The following is a 19,401-nucleotide window of genomic DNA, read 5'->3' on the forward strand; positions in this document are numbered from 1 at the left end:
TTGTGTTTTCCAATTGTGATGTGATTGCTTTTTTTATTAGGTTTTTTCGTAGACCTTTTGTACTGCTACAGCTTTCGTAACACCGTAAAATAATTTCCGTTAAAACTATATTGGTATTTTTTAGGTATTGCTAAGTTTTAAAAATTAGCACCAATTATTCGTCCAAGCAAATAAATATGACAGAATTGTGGAAAATAAATTGATCTTACGCTTTAATTGGTTCTATATTGGTTCTATGTTGATTCTGGTTACTAAAGAGGGTTCTTATGCAAGTTATCATTCTCCCATCTGCTCGTGACGTGGCCTTGTATGCGGCTGATTGTGTTGTAGATGTGATTGATGCCAGAACGAATCCCGTTTTAGGGTTGGCGACTGGCTCGACGCCCATCGCTTTGTACAAAGAGCTGGTGGTGCGTTATCAATCTAAGCAGGTATCGTTTCGTCACACGACCAGTTTTAACTTGGACGAATATATTGGTATTGCAGACTCTCATGAGCAGAGCTATCGCACTTTTATGAATCGGCATCTGTTTGATGCTATTGATATCATTGCTACGAACACGCATGTTCCATTGGCCGAAAGCCAAGATGCAGGCACCTTAAAGAAAAGCGCACAGGATTATGAAGCAAGTATTCAGCAAGCTGGTGGTATTGATTTGCAGATTTTGGGTATTGGTTTAAATGGTCATATTGGCTTTAATGAACCCACCTCCAGCTTTGCCTCACGAACTCGTATAAAAACCTTGTCTGAATCCACTGTTGTAGCGAATAAACGTTTTTTCAAAGACGGAGAGTTTCAGCCCCATTTAGCGCTCACCATGGGAATTGGTACTATTTTGGATAGTCGAGCAGTGTTATTAATGGCAACCGGAAAAGCGAAAGCAGAGGCGGTAAAAGCCATGATAGAAGGACCGCTTTCTGCTATGTGTCCAGCGTCAGCACTGCAGCTACATGAAACTGCAACCATAGTATTGGATGAAGAGGCGGCTAGCTTATTAGCTCTAAAAGAGTACTACCAATGGTGTGAACAAAAACGACAACAATTACATGAGGGGAATGTATCATGAGCGGCTTATATATAGGAGTGGACGGAGGAGGAACCTTCTGTCGAGCCCGCTTGGTTGATAGTGATGGTAATGTATTGGGTGAGGCCGTAGGTGGCTCGGGTAATCCAAGAATAGGGATAGAAGCGGCATGGCAGAATATTATTAATGCCTGTCTTGAAGCATGCCATCAAGGCAATATTCTTCCCGAAGCCTATTCAAAAATCACGTTAGGTTTAGGCTTGGCGGGTGCCAATCAGCCGTTAGAACAAGAACAGGTGATTTCTCAAAAATCCCCTTTTGGGCAACGCTACTTATTAACCGATGCGCATGCGGCTTGTTTGGGGGCGTTTAACGGTGAAGATGGCGCGTTATTGATATTGGGCACTGGCAGCTGTGGTGTGGTTTATAAAAATGAAAGGTTTAGCATTGTTGGGGGTTGGGGTTTTCCGTTATCTGATCAAGGTAGTGGGGCACGTATTGGCCTATCTGCACTTGAGTATTCGTTAGCTGCGTTAGATGGTATTTCACCATCGACACCTTTTACTGACAGTATTAATGCTGAGTTTTCTCTCTCTGCGGAAGAATATGTATTGTATCAAAATCGTGTGCCACTTCCGAAAGAATACGGGGCTTTTGCTGTTCAAGTGTTTCAGTTTGCTCAGCAAAAAGATCCTATCGCGTTAAAAATCATCCAGCAGCAAGTAGAATGGGTAAGTCTATATTTAGACGCTTTGATCACCAAAGGCGCGCAGAAGATAGTTTTAGTTGGTGGCGTGTCCGAAGCCATTTTAGCGTATTTGCCGGAGCGATTTTCGACATACTTTTGCCAGCCAGAAGGCGATGCCATGGCGGGCGCGATTTTGATGGCCAAAGCTCAGATAGGAAGGAAGGCAATATGAAGGAACATATGATGAAAACTATATTTGCTAAACGTCTGTTCGATGGCGAAAACTGGTTAACGAATCAAAAAGTGACCTTAAAAGGCCAAATTATTGAGTCCGTTGTGTCTATAGAAGGTATTTCGGATGCACAAGCAGACCACATGGAAGTTGTTGATTTTCTGGCGCCTGGGTTTATTGATGTTCATGTTAATGGCGGTGGTGGTGCATTGTTTAACCATACGCCGACTATAGAAGCATTGGAGCGTATGGTTGCTGTGCATGCTCAATTCGGTACGGTTGCGATGATGCCGACATTGATATCGGATGATTACGAGATCATGTCGCAAGCTCACCAAACGGTTTGCCAAGCACTGAAACAAAACATGGTGGGTATTTTAGGGATGCATTATGAAGGTCCTTATCTTAACCCTATTCGTAAAGGTGTTCATAATGAATCTAAACTGCGCAAACCCACAGAAGGTAAATTAGCGACGTTGCTAGAAGTGAGTCGAAGTGGAAAGCTCATGGTGACATTAGCACCAGAGCAAGTGCCAGAAGGCTTTATCGAATGGTTAGTTTCCGAAGGGGCTATTGTTTGTATCGGTCATTCTGCGGCGAGTTATGATCAAGCAAGGCAAGCTGTGATGAGTGGTGCTCGCGGTTTTACGCATTTGTTTAACGCCATGACACCCTTGGTAAGTCGCGAGCCCGGTGTGGTTGGTGCGGCATTACAAACCGACAAACCAACTTGGTGTGGTTTAATTGCCGATGGCTATCATGTTCATCCTGCCAGTATGCGAGTCGCTATTGCCGCAAAAGGCTGTGAGCATATGCTTTTAGTAACCGATGCTATTCAGAGTGTGGGGTCAGATGAAAAAGAAATGCCATTTTTAGGTAAAAAAGTACTGCGCAGCGAAGGTAAAGTCACCACCGAAGATGGCACGTTAGCTGGCTCCGATTTAGATATGGCAACCGCCGTACGTAATACTATTTCTTTAATCGGCCGAACACCTACGGAAGCCTTACAAATGGCGTCTTTAAGACCTGCTGAGTTTTTAGGAATAGAGCATCATTTTGGTCGTATTAAAGCGGGATACCGAGCTAGCCTTGTAGCATTAAGTGAAGATTTTTTTGTGCAATCAACATGGATCGATGGGCGGAAAGTGTGGGGGTAGGTAACAACTTATTTTAAATAAGTTGGAATAAAGCTATCTATCCAAAGCGTATCTCTATACTATGGCGGCACAAGCTAGAAAGAAGTCTAAATTATTAACTCTGCAATACGTTGTTTTATTCATAAAATCCTCGTCTGAAAGTTTCTAAGTACAAGTCTATTTTTTTGCAAAACCGGCCCCCAAAAGGCTATTCAAACTCAGGTGATTATTTATGTCTAATACAGTTAAAGGAACCGTTAAGTGGTTCAACGAAATTAAAGGTTTTGGTTTTATTGAGCAAGAGTCTGGCCCTGATGTGTTCGCACATTTCAGCGCTATTGCTAGCTCAGGATTCAAAACTTTGGCTGAAGGCCAACAAGTAGAATTCGTTGTTACTGCTGGCCAAAAAGGTCCTCAAGCAGAAAATATTACAGTACTTTAATTAGCTACTAAGAATATTTAAAAAAGGGTAAGTTCTTCGGAACTTACCCTTTTTTTTTGCGTTTAAAAAATATATTCCTTTTCGTTGGAGAATTCTAACCTTCCCTTTGTACTTCTAATTGAGCCATGTGCCTATAATATTGAAACTATTCTTTAGTTTTTTACGTACTTATTAATATCTGTTGCGTTGTCGCTATAAAGCAAAAACCTAAGAATAATAAGGAGTAATGTTATGAATCGCCGAAACTTTCTCGTAAAAACCGCTTGTGTCATCGGTGGTGCTCATTCGTTTAGTGCGCCTGTTATGGCTGCCACTTCAACCTCTGATGAAGATTTTGAGGTGGTACTTAGCAAGAAACAGTGGCAAGCAAAGCTAAGCGATTTTGAATACCAGGTAATGAGAAAAGAGAAAACAGAGCGAGCAGACAGTAGCGCATTGCTTAATGAAAAGCGAGAGGGTACGTATCTTTGTAAGGGCTGCGATCTTCCTCTTTATCCTAGTAATACTAAATATGAAAGTGGAACCGGTTGGCCAAGTTTTTATCAAAGTTTACCAGATGCAGTTGGAACGAAAGAGGATAATGGCTTTTTTATGAAGCGAACAGAAGTTCATTGTCGTCGACGTGGGAGTCACTTGGGGGCATATTTTTGACGATGGTCCGCAACCAACAGGATTGCGCCATTGTTTAAATGGTATTTCTTTGGTGTTTCAGCCAGCTTAGATATTTTTAACGTTATTTTTTTTAAAAACTTGAAACCATTTTTAATTTACCCCGTATTTCTTTATAACCATGGCGAATTGTTATGGATAAACAAACTGGAGAATAACAATGAAATTATTAAGTCTTGTTTCTGCTGCAACAATTGTGACTCTTGCCGGCTGTTCTTCTGGTGGTATGAAATCAACTGATGAATCCGCTAATCCAATGGTAGGTGGTGCTCCGATGTATGCGAGCAAAAACATCATTGAAAATGCCGTTAACTCAAAAGATCATACCACTTTAGTCGCAGCGGTTAAGGCGGCTGGCTTGGTTGACACGCTTCAAGGTCCAGGTCCTTTTACTGTTTTTGCTCCTACTAATGCGGCCTTTGATAAATTACCTGAGGGCGTTGTAGCAGATCTTTTAAAACCTGAAAACAAAGCGACTTTAACTAAGGTCTTAGCTTGTCACGTTGTAAAAGCTGATGCTCTGTCTGGCGCGATTAAAACTATGATCGATAATGATATGGGGAAACACCCAGTTCCTACTGTCGGTGGCTGTACTTTAATGGCCACTTACATGGGTGATAAAATTGTGCTTGAAGATGAAAATGGTCGTGTTGCTCACGTAACTATTGCCGATGTTAAACAATCTAATGGCGTGATTCATGTAATTGATACCGTGCTTTTTCCTAAGCAATAATCCTACATTTTAGTGTGACTGCGTGTTGAATTAGTTTAAAAAAGGCTTAGCTTCTATTGTTAATATAGAGCCTAAGCCTTTTTTTATTCCATCCCCTTTTTCATTTCGAAACAGCGACCTTCATTTTCTTAAAGTCGCCATTATGGTTGCCAATAAAATGCAGGCACCGCCTATCATTTGTATTGTATTGAGTGATTCTCCTAACCAGTAGTAAGCAAAAATCGCCCCGAAGGCAGGTTCTGAGCCAGTGAGCAAGGAAACCCGTGATGGTGTAGTGTGTTTAACGCCGAAGTTCTGTGCAAATAAGGCAAAAATAGTGCAGAAAATAGCGAGGTAAAAAGCTGATATCCAAAAAGAAAGATCTGTTGGGAATAATTGCTCAATTGGATTATCGCTTGTAATAAAAATGAATAATGCACCAAGGGTAACTACGTTGGCTTGAATGCTCGTGGTGCTAAGCGCCGATAACGTTTTTCCTTTCAGTAAGCTTTTTGTTGTCACTATCATGCAGGCTCGCAGAAAAGCGGCTAACAAGATTGAGTAGTCTCCTTTATTCATGTCTAAAGATAGAAGGTCTAAAGACAAAAATTCAAAGGACAATGCGTCAACTGTTTGCTGGCCGCTGCTTTGTGTTGTCAGTAGAAAAACACCGAATAACGACAGTAAAGCAAATAAAATGATTTGTGTGCTAGGCAATTTACGGTCTGTAATGGCTTCTATAAATGGAGTGATTAGCACACATAAGCTGATTAAAAAAGCGGCTTTAGATGCTGTGGTATAGAATATGCCATAGATTTCTGCAAGGAAAATACACAGTAAAATGCCCCCTGTTGGAACGGCAAATTTCCAGTCTTTTGCTAATCCCATGCGCTGCTCTTTGATAAAAATAGGGGCGAGCAAAATAGATGTTAAGCCAAAGCGGATCACGATAAAGGCAAGTACGCCCGTATAGAGTAGCGCTTCTTTAGTAATGCCATAGCTGGTTCCCCAGAAAAAAGCAGTTAGCAGTAATGCTATTTCTGGGAGAGGTAGTTGAATTCGTCGAAATGGGAATTGGATGTTAGACATTAGCATGATGATCTCGTGACCTTTATAAAGAAAAACATGTTAACTTGTGTTTGGATAAATAATAATTGGCAGATTAATCAAAAGACTTGTGACTCATGGACATAAATAAGCTCATTGCATTGTTACCTGACATGGCTGCGTTTGTTGCGGTGGTTGAAACTGGTAGTTTTACCAAGGCAGCGCTGAAGCTTGGCGTGACGCCTTCAGGTGTTAGTCGGCAAGTATTACGTATGGAAACGGCTTTATCGGCGGTATTGATAGAACGTACTACTCGACGCCAAACCACAACCTTGGTTGGTATGGCGGTTTATGAGCAATGTCGACAAATGTTAGACAGCGCAAAAGAAGCCGTCATCGCATCTGAAAATAACGCCACAGAAGCAACAGGACGTTTACGAATAGCCGCTCCTAAAGCCTTTGCTAAGCAGGTGCTGGAGCCGTATTTGTTAGAGTTTATGGCTTTGTATCCAGGGATTTCGTTGCAAGTTCAAGTAACTGATTTGCGTATAGATCCTGCTTATCAAAATGTGGATTTAGTATTCCATGTGGCGGATCGGCCGTATGAGCATTTGGTGTGTAAAACCATAGGAAGTGTTTGCTCTATTCTTTGTGCCAGTCCAGCTTATTTGGCAGAACGTGGCTTGCCGATATTACCTAGTGATTTATTAGAGCATGATTGTTTGCCGCTGGGCTTTTTTGATGGTGATAACCTTTGGTCATTTAGCCAAGGTGAGCAAAAGCTAGATATTAAAGTTGATGGGCGTTACATCAATAACCATTCTGAGATGCGTTTGAAAGGCGTTAAGCAAGGCTTTGGTATTGGCAAATTTCCTGATTTTGTTGTTCGAGAATCACTCGATAAAGGGGAGGTGGTACAGGTATTGGGAGACTGGCAATTAAACAGTGATTTTCAAGGCGGTATTCATATGCAGTTTCCTGCTATGCGCTTTATGCCCAATAAAATGCGCGTGTTTATCGATTTTATGGTGGAGCATTTTGTAGCAAATAAGACCTAGTTATAACAAAAGTGTAACAAGTAAGGTAAATACTTAGATCGTGAATTCCTAAGGAATGGGATTGTTTTTTTCACCTTTTTTATACGTTTTTATGAATAAAATTGTGTGCTTATCTTTCTATTTTTTACATAAAACTTGGGGTTGGTATGGTACCTTTTTTATCCGTTGTATTACCTGCAAAAAATGAGCAGGGGAATATAGGGTTATTAATTAAAGAAATACATAAAAGCCTTTCTCCTGAGTACGCATTTGAAGTGGTACTGACTGATGATGGAAGTGATGACGGTACTGCTCAGGTCGCGATTGATACCGCCAAAGAAATTGGTTGCAATCTACAAGTGATTTATCACGCTAACAGTTGTGGTCAAAGTACGGCTGTCTTATCCGCTGTTCGCCATGCTAAAGGCGAGTGGATTATCACCTCAGACGCTGATGGTCAGAATGACCCGAATGATTATGCTAAATTAATTCAACAAGCATCTTTATTAAGCCGCGAGCATTTTTGCGTAGCAGGTTATCGTAAAAAACGTCTTGATACAGCTTGGGTGCGTTTTCAATCCCGAGTTGCTAATAATATTCGTCAAAAATTACTCAATGATGGCGTGCCTGATTCTGGTTGTGGTTTGAAATTATTTCCGAAAAATACTTTTTTAGCTCTTCCGTATTTTGATCATATGCATCGTTTCTTACCAGCTTTAATTAAACGTATCGATGGCGAAATTGTAGTTTGCCAAGTAAACCACAGAGATCGAAACGCAGGTGTTTCTAACTATAATGCTTGGAACCGTGCCTGGGTTGGGATTATCGATATTGTTGGGGTGATCTGGTTGAACAAACGCGCGAAGCATCCTGTTATTGCTAAGATCTATTCGAGTCAGGATTAATTCATGAAATGGGTTAAATGGCTGCTGCTTGTTATATTCGTTGTGTTACTTATTTCGGGCGTGCTTAACCCTGTTTTAGCCCATCTATCGGATAAAAATTGGTTGACTGGCTATTTGTTACAATATGGCTGGATAGGGCATTTTTCCATTGCTTTAGCGGCACTGATTTTTGTTGGCATTGGTGGTCCACGCCAAGCGATATCTTTTATATTTGGTTATTTGTATGGCGCTGTTGTAGGCGTTGCCGTGGCGATTGCTATTTGTTCATTAGCCGCGTTGGCAAATTATATGGCTGCTAGAATGGTATTTGCTCATACTCTTGCACATCATTTTCCAGTTCGTATGCATAAGTTTAATCAGTTTGCCAGCCGTGCTCCTTTCATGAAAATTCTTACTCTAAGGCTGCTACCTGTTGGCAGTAATTTAGTGACCAACTTGTTATCTGGCAGTGTTGGTGTGCCTTTGCCTGCATTTTTGTGCGCTAGTGTGTTGGGGTATTTTCCACAAACGCTTGTGTTTGCTTTGATTGGTGGTGGTATTGGCTCTGCTAATCACGCGATGATTTACCTTAGTATTGGATTGTCTCTTTTAAGCTTTGTTTTGACTGCTCTCATTTATCGAGATCATTTGAAGCATAAACTCTCAAAACTTAATTTGGAAAATAACGCATGATGTCTACAACACCGATAGATAGTATGGATTATAAGCGTACCTTCTGGCTGATTTTTTTAGTGGCTGCTGTAGTTATTTTAGCGGGTATTGGACTTCGTGATCCTTGGCCTGCCGATGAGCCTCGTTTCGTTGAGGTGGCCAGAGAAATGGTGAATTCTGGAAACTGGTTTTTCCCTATGCGTGGCGGTGAATTATACCCAGATAAGCCACCTGTTTTTATGTGGTTGCTGGCGTCTTTATATTGGCTGACAGGAAGTTTGAAAGCGACTTTTTTAATTCCTAATGCTGTGGCGAGTTTGGTTGCTTTGTTTTGTACATTTGATATTGCTGCAAAACTTTGGAATGTCAAAACAGCACGTAATGCCTGCTTAATGTTGCTTATTGCACCGCAATTTATTATTCAATCAAAATCTGCTCAGATAGATGCCACAGTCGCCTGTTGGATCACGATTGCCATGTATGGGCTGTTACGTCATTTTTTCTACCAAGCCAGCTTTAAATGGTATGTCGCCAGCTGGGCTTTTATGGGATTGGGTATTATTACGAAAGGGGTTGGTTTTCTACCACTGCTGTTCTTGTTGCCTGTGCTGTTTTTGCATTTTAGTGGCAAGTATCGATTCGAAAAAACGCAAGTAAACTGGACTTTGTGGTTAGGGCCGTTGGCCATGTTATTGGTCCTTGCTGCTTGGTTACTACCTATGTTGTATATTGCTGAGCACAGTAATAATCCTGACTTTATGGCTTATCGTGACAATATCTTATTTAAGCAAACGGGTGAGCGCTACGCGGATTCTTGGGGGCATATTAACCCTTGGTATTATTTTTTGGTCAGCGTGATTCCTGCTTTGTGGTTTCCTCTTTATAGTTTTTTGTTTACGAAAGCCTTTTGGTGCGATGTTAAAGTCTCTCCGGTGATGTTTAGTGTCTTGGTTTGGGTTGCACTGCTGGTGTTATTTTTTAGCATTAGCCCTGGAAAACGAGGCCTATATATCTTACCGGCTTTGCCTATGCTGGCTCTAATTATGGGGGCTCATTTTACTAATATCGGCTTGACGGTTTGGTTTAGGCGCGTATTGCAGGTGGGCTTTGTTGCTTTTGGTATGCTGTTTTTTACTGCTGCAGTACTTTGTTTTACTAAATCACATGCAATTACCAAAGAAATTGGTGAGCATACTTTACCATTTGGTATTTTGTTTTTGGTCATGTCTTTGGGTTGGTTTGCTATCTTGTTATGGAAGCGTAATAAGGTCGATCTAAACATCTATTGGGCCGCTTTTGCGATCACTTGGGTGTTATATAGTACGGCTGGCTATATGTTGTTTAACCCCGAAAGAACCCCAGCAAAGGGAATAATGGCTGAAGCAGCGCAAGATATTGGCCCTGATGGCGAGCTTGGTGTGACTCGTTTTAAAGAGCAGTTTTTGCTTTTTTCTCCAGTTCCTTTAATCCATTTTAGTTATCTGAGTAGTACTCAAGAACAAGATAGAAATGCTTGGTTGTGGATGAGTGAGAAGCCTAATCGTTATGTGATGACAGCTAAAGATAATTCAATTGAATGCTTTGATTTAAGCAAAGCTAAAGAGCTAGATCGAGCTCATAGCAAAGAATGGATTTTGCTTGATGAAAGTGCCATGACGCCCACGTGTGAAAAGCCAAAGACAGTTAAACGTTATTCCTTACCATTGAAGGCTCTGTACGAGTAGTTTTCTTATGGTCAATTAAATGATGTTTTGAATGTTGTAATCTGAAAGAAAGGCTCAGTTTATTTATTTGACTGGGCCTTTTTTGTCAGGTTAGTTCTTCATTTCTTATGGTTAGTACTTCATAACCTGTCGATGTCACTAGGATGGTGTGTTCCCATTGAGCGGACAGTTTTTTATCAGCGGTTATTACGGTCCAGCCGTCTTTTTTAATCTTGGTTTTGGCCTTGCCTTGGTTGATCATTGGCTCAATGGTGAAGGTCATCCCTTCCTCCAATGTCATCCCTGTTCCTGCTTTACCGTAATGTAGTACTTGCGGCTCTTCGTGCATTTCGCGGCCAATGCCGTGACCACAATATTCTTTTACCACCGAATAGCCTTTGCTTTCTGCTAAGGTTTGAATCGCGGCTCCTATGTCGCCTAAAGTTGCGCCAGGTTTTACTTTTTTGATCCCAGCCCACATCGCTTCATAGGTGGTTTTGACTAATCGTTTGGCAATAGGGTTCGCCTCGCTCATGACATACATTTTGCTGGAATCGGCGATAAAGCCGTTCTTTTCTAGGGTGATGTCTAGATTGATGATGTCTTTTGCTTTGAGTTTTTGGTTGTCGCTTGGAACGCCATGGCAAACCACCTCGTTGATAGAGGAGTTGAGGACAAATTCATAGCCATATTGACCTAGACTCGCAGGTCTGGCATTGAGTTCATGACGAATGAAGTCTTCAACTTTGTTGTTAATCTCTAAGGTCGAAACGCCTTCTTTTACAAAATCATCAAGCATATGAAATACGCGGACTAATAACTTTCCAGACTCGCGCATGAATTTGATTTCAGCTGGGGTTTTGATGTGTACTTGCATGTTACTTGACGGCTTTCAATGGCGTTTCTGTATTTGCATTAGCCAGTTCATTGGCGATCAATTCAGAAAAAGTGAGGCTGGGATTAAGCTCGGCTAAGCGTCCCATTTTTATCCAGAATTCTGCTTGCGCATTGATAGAGCGAGACATGACATGGCAGCTTTTGCGGATGTCGTCGTGAAGTTCGTCGGAGATTTTAATAATACCCATGAGATATGATCCATATATAAAGTGTATATGGATCATATATTCAGGGGTGTGGCTTTTCAAGTGCTATTTATTGATTAGCGTTTAGTGGAACAAGTCTTTTATCAACTTAATGCCTGCTTCTTGACCACCTTTGTTATATGCATCCAATAATGCTGAACCAAGGATTGCGATGTCAGCTTTGCCGATCAGTTGCTCTATTTGAGCGCGTTCGCGTAAACCAAAACCGACGCCCATTGGTGCGCTAGCATGCTGTTTAATTTGCGCTAAATAATCATCAAGTGATGTTTGCTTGGCTTTGCCTTCATGGCTTTTGTTTTCATGGACAGAATGACCTGTAACACCAGAACGAGCGACGCAATATAAGAAACCGCTTGCTTGGCCTGCTAGCATCGCTAAACGATCTGGTGGCGTCACTGGAGTCACCAACCAAACTGGATCGATGTTATTAGCCTTACAAGCTGCTTGATAGGTCGCTGCTTGTTCAATCGGCAGATCTGGAAGAATTAAACCTAGAATATTTTCTTCTGCTGCACGTTTAGCGAGCTTGTCTAAACCAAAGCGATACATTGGATTTAAGTAGCTCATCAACACAATGCGGCTGTCAGGAAAGTTTTTAGCTATTTTGCCTAACTGAGATAAACAGGTTTCCACGTCCAGCTTTTGCTCTAATGCTTTATGACAAGCAGCAACTATACTTGGGCCGTCGGCGACAGGGTCCGAAAAAGGAAATTGCACTTCGATGAAGTCCACACCTTCTTTCATTAATCGTGCCATCCAATCCAAACTTTCTTCCACACTTGGGTAGCCATACACCACGTGAGTCATCGACAAAATAGGTTTTTGTTGGCGTTTTTCTTTAATAAAGGTCGCTAACTGGCTCATGCTTTTTCCCCTTTGTTCTCTTGAGTGGTTGGATAAGAGGCTAGGTAGTCGGTTAAGAATTGCGGAAAAGTTTCATCTTGTACGGCTTTCGCTACGTTAAAGATGTCCTTGTCGCCACGACCAGACAGGTTGATAACGATCTTTGAATCTTTCGGCAAATTTGGCGCATCTTTAAAAGCACCCGCCAAGGCATGAGACGATTCTAGAGCTGGAATAATGCCTTCTTTTTTCAGTAGAAGTGTACAAGCCGCAATGACTTCATCGTCCATGGCATAGGTCATTTTAATACGACCGATTTCCGCTAAATGGGCGATGATAGGGGATACGCCAACATAGTCTAAACCAGCTGCGATAGAGTGTGTTTCTTGTAATTGTCCTGCGCTATCCTGCAAGAACATAGTTGCAAAGCCTTGTGCGATACCAGGTTGTCCAAGATTGTGAGATAAGCGAATAGAATGCTCGCCAAGCTCCAAACCTTTACCGCCTGCTTCGACGCCGACCATTTCCACTTCTTTATCATCAAGGAAAGGTAGGAACAAACCACAAGCATTTGAACCACCGCCAACACAAGCGTACAAACGGTCTGGAAATTGACCAAATTGAGCGACACTTTGCTCGCGTACCTCGTTGCCAATCACAGATTGAAAATACGCCACCATTTCAGGGAAGGGCGCGCAACCGCAAGAGGTACCAATTAGGTAATGGCTTTCTTCATGGCTAGAAGACCAGTCACGCAGCGCTTCGTCTAATGCATCTCGTAGCGTTTGTGCGCCAGTGGTAACAGGTACAACCGTAGCGCCAAGTTGTTTCATCCAGAAAACATTTGGGTACTGGCGTTCAATGTCTTTCGCGCCCATGTAAATAGTGCATTCCAGTCCTAAACGCGCTGCAACAAGGGCCGTGGCAATGCCGTGTTGTCCAGCGCCTGTTTCCGCAATCACACGTTTTTTACCCATACGTTTGACTAATAACCCTTGGCCAATAACGTTGTTCATCTTGTGCGCGCCACTGTGGTTTAAATCTTCACGCTTAAGGTAAATTTGTGCGCCGCCAAAGTGTTCGGTTAAATTCGCACAAAAAGTCAGTGGCGTTGGGCGGCCAGAAAACTGCTGCCATTGTTTATTCAGCTCAGCGAGAAACTCTGGGTCGTTTTTGGCTTCTTCGAACGCATGTAAAATTTGCTGTTGGCTCGAATAAAGGATTTCAGGAATATAGCTACCGCCGTATTGCCCGTAGAAACCGTTCTCGCTTTGCATGACTTGCTCCTAAAATTGCTATTTATTTAACTATACCGTTTAGTTAATTTAATGCGATGATAAACGTTCGTCAAGTGTTTTGAATTGTTGATGGGAAATTAAGTTTTAGAGGATAGAGATTGAGTCTTCAGACAGACGCAAAGCCAAATTGCGTTGTTAGAAAACGAAAGCAGATGAACATCAATAGGTTACTATATAATTTATAGCGAATAGTTAGATCGAGGACATTATGGCAAGAGGAAGACCCAGTAAAAAAGCCCACATAGTTGAGGCGGCGTGTGGTTTGTTTACTCAACAGGGTTATCAGAGTACCAGTATTGATCAAGTGGTCGTGACAGCTGGCGTCTCTAAGCCTACGGTATACAGCAATTTTCCTACTAAGTTAGTGTTATGGGAAACGGCGTTAGCCTCGTTAACTGAGCAAGCACAAGATGAGATGCAAAAGGTCTTGGTGCGTCTACAAGCAAAGAAAAATCTCACGCTTATTTCAGGCTGGATATTGCTTTGGGAGGCTTGGGTTAATAAAGCCGAGCGCCTTGCGGTGTACCGTATTTTATTGGGCGAGCAGCATAAAATGTTGCCGTCTACCTTTTCCTTGTTTACTGAGTTTGAGGCTGTTTTAGAGTCGACTTTATTAGCTTGGATTGCTGAGTTTGCCGTATCACCGATGAATTTCTTTGCGTTAAAAGCGGTTAGTAGAGAAGCGCTTTTAACGCCTGCATTAATGAATCAGGCAATGATGGTTAAGACTGAGCTAGAAAGTCAGCTTGATGGTTTGATGAAATAGCTGAACTTGATGCCGGCATTATTATGCCTACTGTTCACGCGGGCGCGGCTTTGTTGTGTGATAGCGCGAAAAGACTGGCGAGCTTGGTAATGATTTGATTAAGGTAATGCGTTTGCATTGTCTGTGTTTTGGTACTACAATTTTTGTAATACATTCTGCAACAAGATAGAGGTTGTCAATAATGGCTAATATCGCTTTGGAAACCGAGTCAACACTTACCGAGCGTTTTCAAACAACGGTGCCTAGTTCTGTTCGTCGAGCTTTGCATTTGGGTAAAAAAGATAAAATCCGATATGTGATTCAAGCAGATGGCAATGTTTTAATGACAAAAGTTGAAAAAACAGAAGACGATCCTGTGATGAATAAGTTTTTGTCTTTTTTGGCTAATGACATGCAACAGCATCCAGAAAATCTGCAGCAATTGACAACAAGTATGCGCAATACTGTTCAAAGCCTAATTGAAAATGTTGAGCTAGATTTGGATGCGCCGTTGTCTGATGAGGATGAATAAATTTGTCTTTATATTCGAGCAATCATCATCCTACCATCGTTAATGGTTGGACACTCTATGCACACCCTTTGTTCGCTGAGCAATATCTTATTCTCAAGGACAAAGTGGAGGAATTAAAGCAGCAAGATCCTACAGGTTATGTAAAGAAAAATGCGACTAAGCGATTGGCAGCCATTCACAAGCTGGCATTTGAAATAATTCCTCAAGATCCAACCAGTTCAGATTATCGTCAAGGCAAGACGTTAGGCGATAATCATAAACACTGGTTTCGCGCCAAGTTTTTTCAGCGGTATCGTTTGTTTTTCAGATACCACGTCGAATCAAAGATTATTGTTTATGCTTGGGTCAATGATGAAAAAAATAAAAGAGCTTATGGCAGCAAAAATGACGCTTACAGGGTCTTCTCTAAAATGCTAATGTCAGGACAGCCACCGGATGATTGGGACGACCTTTTAAAGGCTTCGACACGCCATTTTCTTTCAAACGATGATGAACTCCCATCATAAAATAGCCATTAAATAAGGTTTTAAGCAGCGGTTAAACCGCTGCGCTTTGCTCTTCAATTACTTCTTCAACACGGCCTTTTTCGGCCCAATACATGATGCATACTGCTAATGAGCCCATAATCACGAAGCCACCCGAAATTGGCATCAAGGTGTTGTTGTACATTTGGCCTATCACAGTACCAATGCTCATCGACATAATAGACGACACTGAACCAATAACAGCAGATGCAATGCCCGCGACATGCCCCATTGGTTCCATTGCTAGGGAGTTGACGTTACCGAACAACAAACCAAAGCAGAAGAACAAAACGGCAGCATAGACTAAAAACATCCATAAACTGATCGCCACAAAAGCGTGCAAAGCAAAAAATGCAATGGATGCGATAACGACAACGCAAATAGCTCGGAAGGCGATGTATTTTGCGCCATGTTTTTCAACGATACGAGAGTTAATCAAAGAAGAAAAACCCAATACTAAGGCCAATAAACCGAAGTAAAGTGCGAACAAGTTACCAGTTTTGAATTGCACCTGAAATATTTGTTGTGAAGAATTCAAATAGCCAATAAAGCTACCGAAGAATAACCCCATGCATATGGTGTAGCTCGCCGTGATTCTATTTGTTACTACTTCTTTAAAACCTTCGTAAAAGCCTTTTTTCGAAAAAGGAATACGGTTGGATTTTGGTAGCGTTTCTTTTAAACGAAAGCCAATCCAAACAATCAATAACACAGCATAAACAAGATACATCTCAAAAATACCGCGCCAGTCATCGACAAACATAATCGCTTGACCAAGTGTTGGGGCGATGGCTGGAACCAAGACGAAAATCATCATCACCAAAGACATGATACGAGCCATTTGCGCGCCATGGTACAAATCACGAACCAGGGATATAGCGGAAATATAAGGTCCAGCAACGCCTAAGCCTTGAATAAAACGACCCAACATCAGCATTTCTAAACTGTCTGCTTGGTAGCAGACCACAGTGCCAACCAAATAAAGAGCGAAGCCACCAAATAGAATAGGGCGACGACCTAGGGCATCCGACAGTGGTCCGCAAATTAATTGCCCCATTGCCAAACCTAAAAACAACATACTAATGAGCAATTGTGGTTGGTTCGCTGTTACTGCGCCAAGTTCGTTACCGATAATCCCAAGTGCTGGTAGCAAAGCGTCAATAGATATTGCTGTTATCGACATTAATAGAGCAACTAAAAGCGTGAACTCCTTCGATCCCATACCGGAAGAAGAAGTGTTGTTGTGAGCATTTTCCATATGTCATCCAGAGAAAATATGATGTTTCGAAAGGAAGCAAAAATCGAGTCCTAATAATAGCTGAGTATTATACTCAGGCTTTATAAAACGCAGCTTACGGATGTGTGCATAAAATAAGGAATTGGATAATTTATATTTGAGCTATGTGATTGTAAATTGTTTGGCTTGGTTAGTAATTTCTTGCATTTTCATTGCACTTTTTTTGTGATTTTTATACGATTCCTATATGTTTGATGGCAATCGCAATCAAATTCTTTGATACGGATACGGATACGGATACAGTAAAGTGAGCTTGCATGGAATGTGGCGTTATAAATCGTTTTGAATACCCCCCTCTTTCTGCCTGTTATATATTTGACTGGTCTAATTTTCATTTCTATTCCATTTGTCTATCGATGATTTCTTTTTTTATTATTTATTTATAAGGGGGTTTTATGACTTCTCGCCTACTATTTGGTCGAACTGCTTTGGCTGTTTTTGTGTCTTTGTCGGTTGCTGGTTGTTCGGTTACCCCTAAACAATTTACTAATCAAGAAATCTTGTCTCAGGCGGCTGAAAATGCTGATGAGATAAATAAAGACGTTGCCCCTATTAATGGTCCAATCGATTTAAACGAAGCTTTTGCTCGTACTATTAAGTACAACCGCGACTCGCGTCTAAAAGCTTTTGAAGCTGTAGTTTCGCAGGGGCAATTGGCAGTCGATAAGTTTGATATGTTGCCAGAATTAGCTGCCAAGGCAGGCTACAATCATCGAAATAATTACGCGGCTTCTGCATCGGTTACTTTCTCCGGTGATGAGCCATCGAGCTTAGGTAGCAATCCGAGCTACTCGGTTTCATCTGATAAAAGTACGGTAAATGCGAGTATTGGCGCGACTTGGGATATTCTCGATTTTGGCTTGTCGTACTATCGTGCAAAACAGCAAGCGGATCGTTTTCTGATTTCCAAAGAGCGTGAACGTAAAGTGGTTCATTCTATTATGGAGCAGTCTCGTAATGCTTATTATCGGGCGGTTTCTGCGGAACGCTTGTTGTCTAAAATCAATCCTTTAATCGTTAAGGCTCGTGCTGCATTAGTTGACTCAGCTAAGATAGAAAAGCTTCGTGCTCAGTCCCCAATGGAAGCATTAACCTATCAGCGGTCTCTATTGGAAACCTTGCGTACCCTTCAAGACATTCGTAAGGATTTGATGCCAGCTAAAACTGAGTTGGCAATTTTAATGGGCCTAAATCCTGCTGTTAATTTTGAATTGGCAGATGTTAATAATCCTAATAGCGATATCCCCGTTCTTAATGTCGACATGAGTTCTATGGAGCGCACTGCGTTAGTACTTCGTCCAGAACTACGAGAAGCGCAATACCAAGAGCGTATTACTCAAGAAGAAGTGCATTCTGCCTTTTTGTCTCTTTTTCCAAGCTTAAGCCTTAGTGCAGGCCTGAATTACAACGATTCTGATTACCTTCGTTATAACGACTGGACGTCTGCTGGTGTGGGCTTGAATTGGAACCTTATGAACGTGTTTCGATATGGCAAGTTAGATAAGTTGAATGACTTGAAAATTGCCGCGGGCAAACAGCGATCTCTAGCAACCTCTATGGCGGTTATCTCTCAGGTTCACATTGCTGATATTCAATTCAAAGAATCGAATGATACTTATGCACTGGCTACGCAATATTATGATGTGGCACAGCGTATTAAAGCCCAAGTAGATTCTAGCCGCACAGCACAAAGTATTGGTGATTTAACCGTTATTCGTGAGGATCTAAATGCTTTGTTGGCAGAGTTACGTCGTGATGTGGCTTATGCTGATCTGCAAAATAACTTCGGTAGAGTGTTAGTTTCTATGGGTCTGGACCCATTGCCAGAAGGTTTTGGCAATATGAGTCTAGAAGATCTATCTACGGCTTTTAACAACATGTTTGCTCGTTGGGAGCAAGGTGACATTGAAGTGATTTCCGCGGAAGAAATGCAATCTGCATTAGCGGCAAAAAGTGTGGCTGAGAAGTAAGTTTTGATGATGTTAAAACTGAAAGTTGTGGTGTGCCTGCTCTTTTGTGTAATAACGATGCCAGTTATCGCACAAGAGACCTTTAAAGCGCGAGGTATATTGGTCGCGACCAATAAGGCGACGCTGTCTACTGAGTTATCTGCCAGAGTGATTGCAGTGCCCAAAAGAATGGGGGAATCCTTTAAGCAAGGGGATTCTCTTATTCGTTTAGATTGTCGGTTGTTTGAGGCTCAATTGGAAAAAGTGGATGCCGAAACGAAAGTCGCGCAAGCAAGATTAGATAACACTCAGCAACTTAATCGGCTGAATTCTATTGGAACATTGGAAGTCACTATTGCACAAGCTGAGCTACAAAAGGTTCAGGCAGAGCGCACTATGGCACAACTAAACGTAGAGCGTTGTGATATTAAAGCGCCTTTTGATGGTGTGGTTGAACAACTCGATAGTCATACATTTGAAGTCGTGCAACAGCAACAAGCCTTGATGAAAATCGTCGGATTGAATCGATTAGAAGCCGACATAATTGTTCCCGCACAATGGATGGCGTGGTTGACAATAAATAAAGCAATCACATTGCAGGTCGAAGAGACACAACAAACATTGCAGGCGGTGGTTAGCCATATTGGGCCAAGTGTCGACCCAACGAGCCAAACTATTCAAATACGAGCTACGATTAAAAAAGTACCAGTGAAGGTTTTACCTGGTATGAGTGTGGTGGCGATGTTTCAGTAAAAAAATAGAATTTTGATATTAGTACTTTTTTAAAGAGCAGTATTTTTAAAGAACAGTAACAAATGCTGCTAAAAAAAATAAAGCAGCGTTTACAACAGATTGAATGAATT

The 19,401-nt window shown here is 41.6% G+C and carries 22 protein-coding genes; 16 read left to right on the plus strand and 6 right to left on the minus strand.

What is annotated here, in order from left to right; genetic code table 11:
* The first annotated feature begins 266 nt into the window (after window positions 1-266).
* From nagB to CCS02_RS01650, 7 genes are all read left to right on the plus strand, one after another.
* Window positions 267-1,067 (plus strand): glucosamine-6-phosphate deaminase, encoded by an 801-nt coding sequence (gene nagB / locus CCS02_RS01625; protein ID WP_100635449.1) that lies wholly within the window; start codon window positions 267-269, stop codon window positions 1,065-1,067.
* A complete protein-coding gene (locus CCS02_RS01630; protein ID WP_100635450.1) occupies window positions 1,064-1,945 on the plus strand; it encodes a BadF/BadG/BcrA/BcrD ATPase family protein in 882 nt (293 codons plus the stop codon). Before nagB ends, CCS02_RS01630 begins: the two co-directional genes overlap by 4 nt.
* The gene (nagA, locus tag CCS02_RS01635; protein WP_100635452.1) at window positions 1,942-3,102 is read left to right on the plus strand and encodes an N-acetylglucosamine-6-phosphate deacetylase; all 1,161 of its coding nucleotides are present in this window, start codon (window positions 1,942-1,944) and stop codon (window positions 3,100-3,102) included. The genes CCS02_RS01630 and nagA overlap by 4 nt, the downstream gene beginning before the upstream one ends.
* A gap of 211 nt (window positions 3,103-3,313) precedes the next feature.
* Window positions 3,314-3,523: a cold-shock protein gene (locus tag CCS02_RS01640; protein ID WP_012069364.1), complete on the plus strand. Its 210-nt coding sequence runs from the start codon at window positions 3,314-3,316 to the stop codon at window positions 3,521-3,523.
* Between the two features lie 231 nt (window positions 3,524-3,754).
* Complete coding sequence (msrB, locus tag CCS02_RS22440; RefSeq protein WP_269800419.1) at window positions 3,755-4,174, plus strand: peptide-methionine (R)-S-oxide reductase; 420 nt, start codon at window positions 3,755-3,757, stop codon at window positions 4,172-4,174.
* Window positions 4,146-4,244 (plus strand): peptide-methionine (R)-S-oxide reductase, encoded by a 99-nt coding sequence (locus tag CCS02_RS22445; RefSeq protein ID WP_269800420.1) that lies wholly within the window; start codon window positions 4,146-4,148, stop codon window positions 4,242-4,244. The genes msrB and CCS02_RS22445 overlap by 29 nt, the downstream gene beginning before the upstream one ends.
* A gap of 108 nt (window positions 4,245-4,352) precedes the next feature.
* On the plus strand, window positions 4,353-4,925 hold the full coding sequence (locus tag CCS02_RS01650) for a fasciclin domain-containing protein (protein WP_100635454.1): 573 nt from the start codon (window positions 4,353-4,355) through the stop codon (window positions 4,923-4,925).
* Between the two features lie 120 nt (window positions 4,926-5,045).
* Here CCS02_RS01650 and CCS02_RS01655 read toward each other — a convergent pair whose 3' ends face one another.
* Entirely contained in the window at window positions 5,046-5,999 is a 954-nt protein-coding gene (locus CCS02_RS01655; RefSeq protein ID WP_100635455.1) for a DMT family transporter, read from the minus strand.
* A gap of 89 nt (window positions 6,000-6,088) precedes the next feature.
* Here CCS02_RS01655 and CCS02_RS01660 point away from each other — a divergent pair, with 89 nt between their 5' ends.
* The 4 genes from CCS02_RS01660 to CCS02_RS01675 all read left to right on the plus strand — a co-directional run bounded on the left by CCS02_RS01660 (window position 6,089) and on the right by CCS02_RS01675 (window position 10,268).
* Entirely contained in the window at window positions 6,089-7,009 is a 921-nt protein-coding gene (locus CCS02_RS01660) for a LysR family transcriptional regulator (RefSeq protein WP_100635457.1), read from the plus strand.
* A gap of 146 nt (window positions 7,010-7,155) precedes the next feature.
* On the plus strand, window positions 7,156-7,893 hold the full coding sequence (locus tag CCS02_RS01665; protein WP_100188609.1) for a glycosyltransferase family 2 protein: 738 nt from the start codon (window positions 7,156-7,158) through the stop codon (window positions 7,891-7,893).
* Window positions 7,894-7,896: 3 nt separating this feature from the next.
* Window positions 7,897-8,565 (plus strand): TVP38/TMEM64 family protein, encoded by a 669-nt coding sequence (locus tag CCS02_RS01670; protein WP_072837971.1) that lies wholly within the window; start codon window positions 7,897-7,899, stop codon window positions 8,563-8,565.
* Window positions 8,562-10,268: an ArnT family glycosyltransferase gene (locus tag CCS02_RS01675; protein ID WP_100635459.1), complete on the plus strand. Its 1,707-nt coding sequence runs from the start codon at window positions 8,562-8,564 to the stop codon at window positions 10,266-10,268. The genes CCS02_RS01670 and CCS02_RS01675 overlap by 4 nt, the downstream gene beginning before the upstream one ends.
* Window positions 10,269-10,353: 85 nt before the next feature.
* Here the strand turns inward: CCS02_RS01675 and map are convergent, their stop codons facing one another.
* The 4 genes from map to trpB form a co-directional block, all read right to left on the minus strand.
* The gene (map, locus tag CCS02_RS01680; RefSeq protein WP_100635461.1) at window positions 10,354-11,124 is read right to left on the minus strand and encodes a type I methionyl aminopeptidase; all 771 of its coding nucleotides are present in this window, start codon (window positions 11,122-11,124) and stop codon (window positions 10,354-10,356) included.
* A 1-nt stretch (window position 11,125) separates the two neighbouring features.
* A complete protein-coding gene (locus CCS02_RS01685) occupies window positions 11,126-11,332 on the minus strand; it encodes a ParD-like family protein (protein WP_100188612.1) in 207 nt (68 codons plus the stop codon).
* An 81-nt stretch (window positions 11,333-11,413) separates the two neighbouring features.
* Window positions 11,414-12,214 (minus strand): tryptophan synthase subunit alpha, encoded by an 801-nt coding sequence (trpA, locus tag CCS02_RS01690; RefSeq protein ID WP_100635463.1) that lies wholly within the window; start codon window positions 12,212-12,214, stop codon window positions 11,414-11,416.
* Complete coding sequence (gene trpB / locus CCS02_RS01695) at window positions 12,211-13,470, minus strand: tryptophan synthase subunit beta (RefSeq protein ID WP_100635465.1); 1,260 nt, start codon at window positions 13,468-13,470, stop codon at window positions 12,211-12,213. Before trpB ends, trpA begins: the two co-directional genes overlap by 4 nt.
* Before the next feature lie 229 nt (window positions 13,471-13,699).
* On the opposite strand from trpB, the gene CCS02_RS01700 reads away from it, so the two are divergent.
* The 3 genes from CCS02_RS01700 to CCS02_RS01710 all read left to right on the plus strand — a co-directional run bounded on the left by CCS02_RS01700 (window position 13,700) and on the right by CCS02_RS01710 (window position 15,274).
* Window positions 13,700-14,257, plus strand: a complete 558-nt coding sequence (locus CCS02_RS01700) for a TetR/AcrR family transcriptional regulator (protein ID WP_100635467.1) — start codon at window positions 13,700-13,702, stop codon at window positions 14,255-14,257.
* 181 nt (window positions 14,258-14,438) lie between these two features.
* Window positions 14,439-14,768: a type II toxin-antitoxin system PrlF family antitoxin gene (locus CCS02_RS01705; RefSeq protein WP_072837978.1), complete on the plus strand. Its 330-nt coding sequence runs from the start codon at window positions 14,439-14,441 to the stop codon at window positions 14,766-14,768.
* A gap of 2 nt (window positions 14,769-14,770) precedes the next feature.
* Window positions 14,771-15,274: a type II toxin-antitoxin system YhaV family toxin gene (locus CCS02_RS01710; protein ID WP_072837979.1), complete on the plus strand. Its 504-nt coding sequence runs from the start codon at window positions 14,771-14,773 to the stop codon at window positions 15,272-15,274.
* 31 nt (window positions 15,275-15,305) lie between these two features.
* Here the strand turns inward: CCS02_RS01710 and CCS02_RS01715 are convergent, their stop codons facing one another.
* Window positions 15,306-16,550, minus strand: coding sequence for a multidrug effflux MFS transporter (locus CCS02_RS01715; protein WP_100635469.1), 1,245 nt, complete (start codon window positions 16,548-16,550; stop codon window positions 15,306-15,308).
* Between the two features lie 434 nt (window positions 16,551-16,984).
* Here CCS02_RS01715 and CCS02_RS01720 point away from each other — a divergent pair, with 434 nt between their 5' ends.
* Complete coding sequence (locus tag CCS02_RS01720; RefSeq protein WP_100635471.1) at window positions 16,985-18,559, plus strand: TolC family protein; 1,575 nt, start codon at window positions 16,985-16,987, stop codon at window positions 18,557-18,559.
* Window positions 18,560-18,616: 57 nt separating this feature from the next.
* Entirely contained in the window at window positions 18,617-19,291 is a 675-nt protein-coding gene (locus CCS02_RS01725) for an efflux RND transporter periplasmic adaptor subunit (protein WP_157789934.1), read from the plus strand.
* The last annotated feature ends 110 nt before the right edge of the window (window positions 19,292-19,401 follow it).

The sequence above is a fragment of the Marinomonas sp. ef1 genome, from assembly GCF_002806845.1.
GTDB classification, from domain to species: domain Bacteria; phylum Pseudomonadota; class Gammaproteobacteria; order Pseudomonadales; family Marinomonadaceae; genus Marinomonas; species Marinomonas polaris.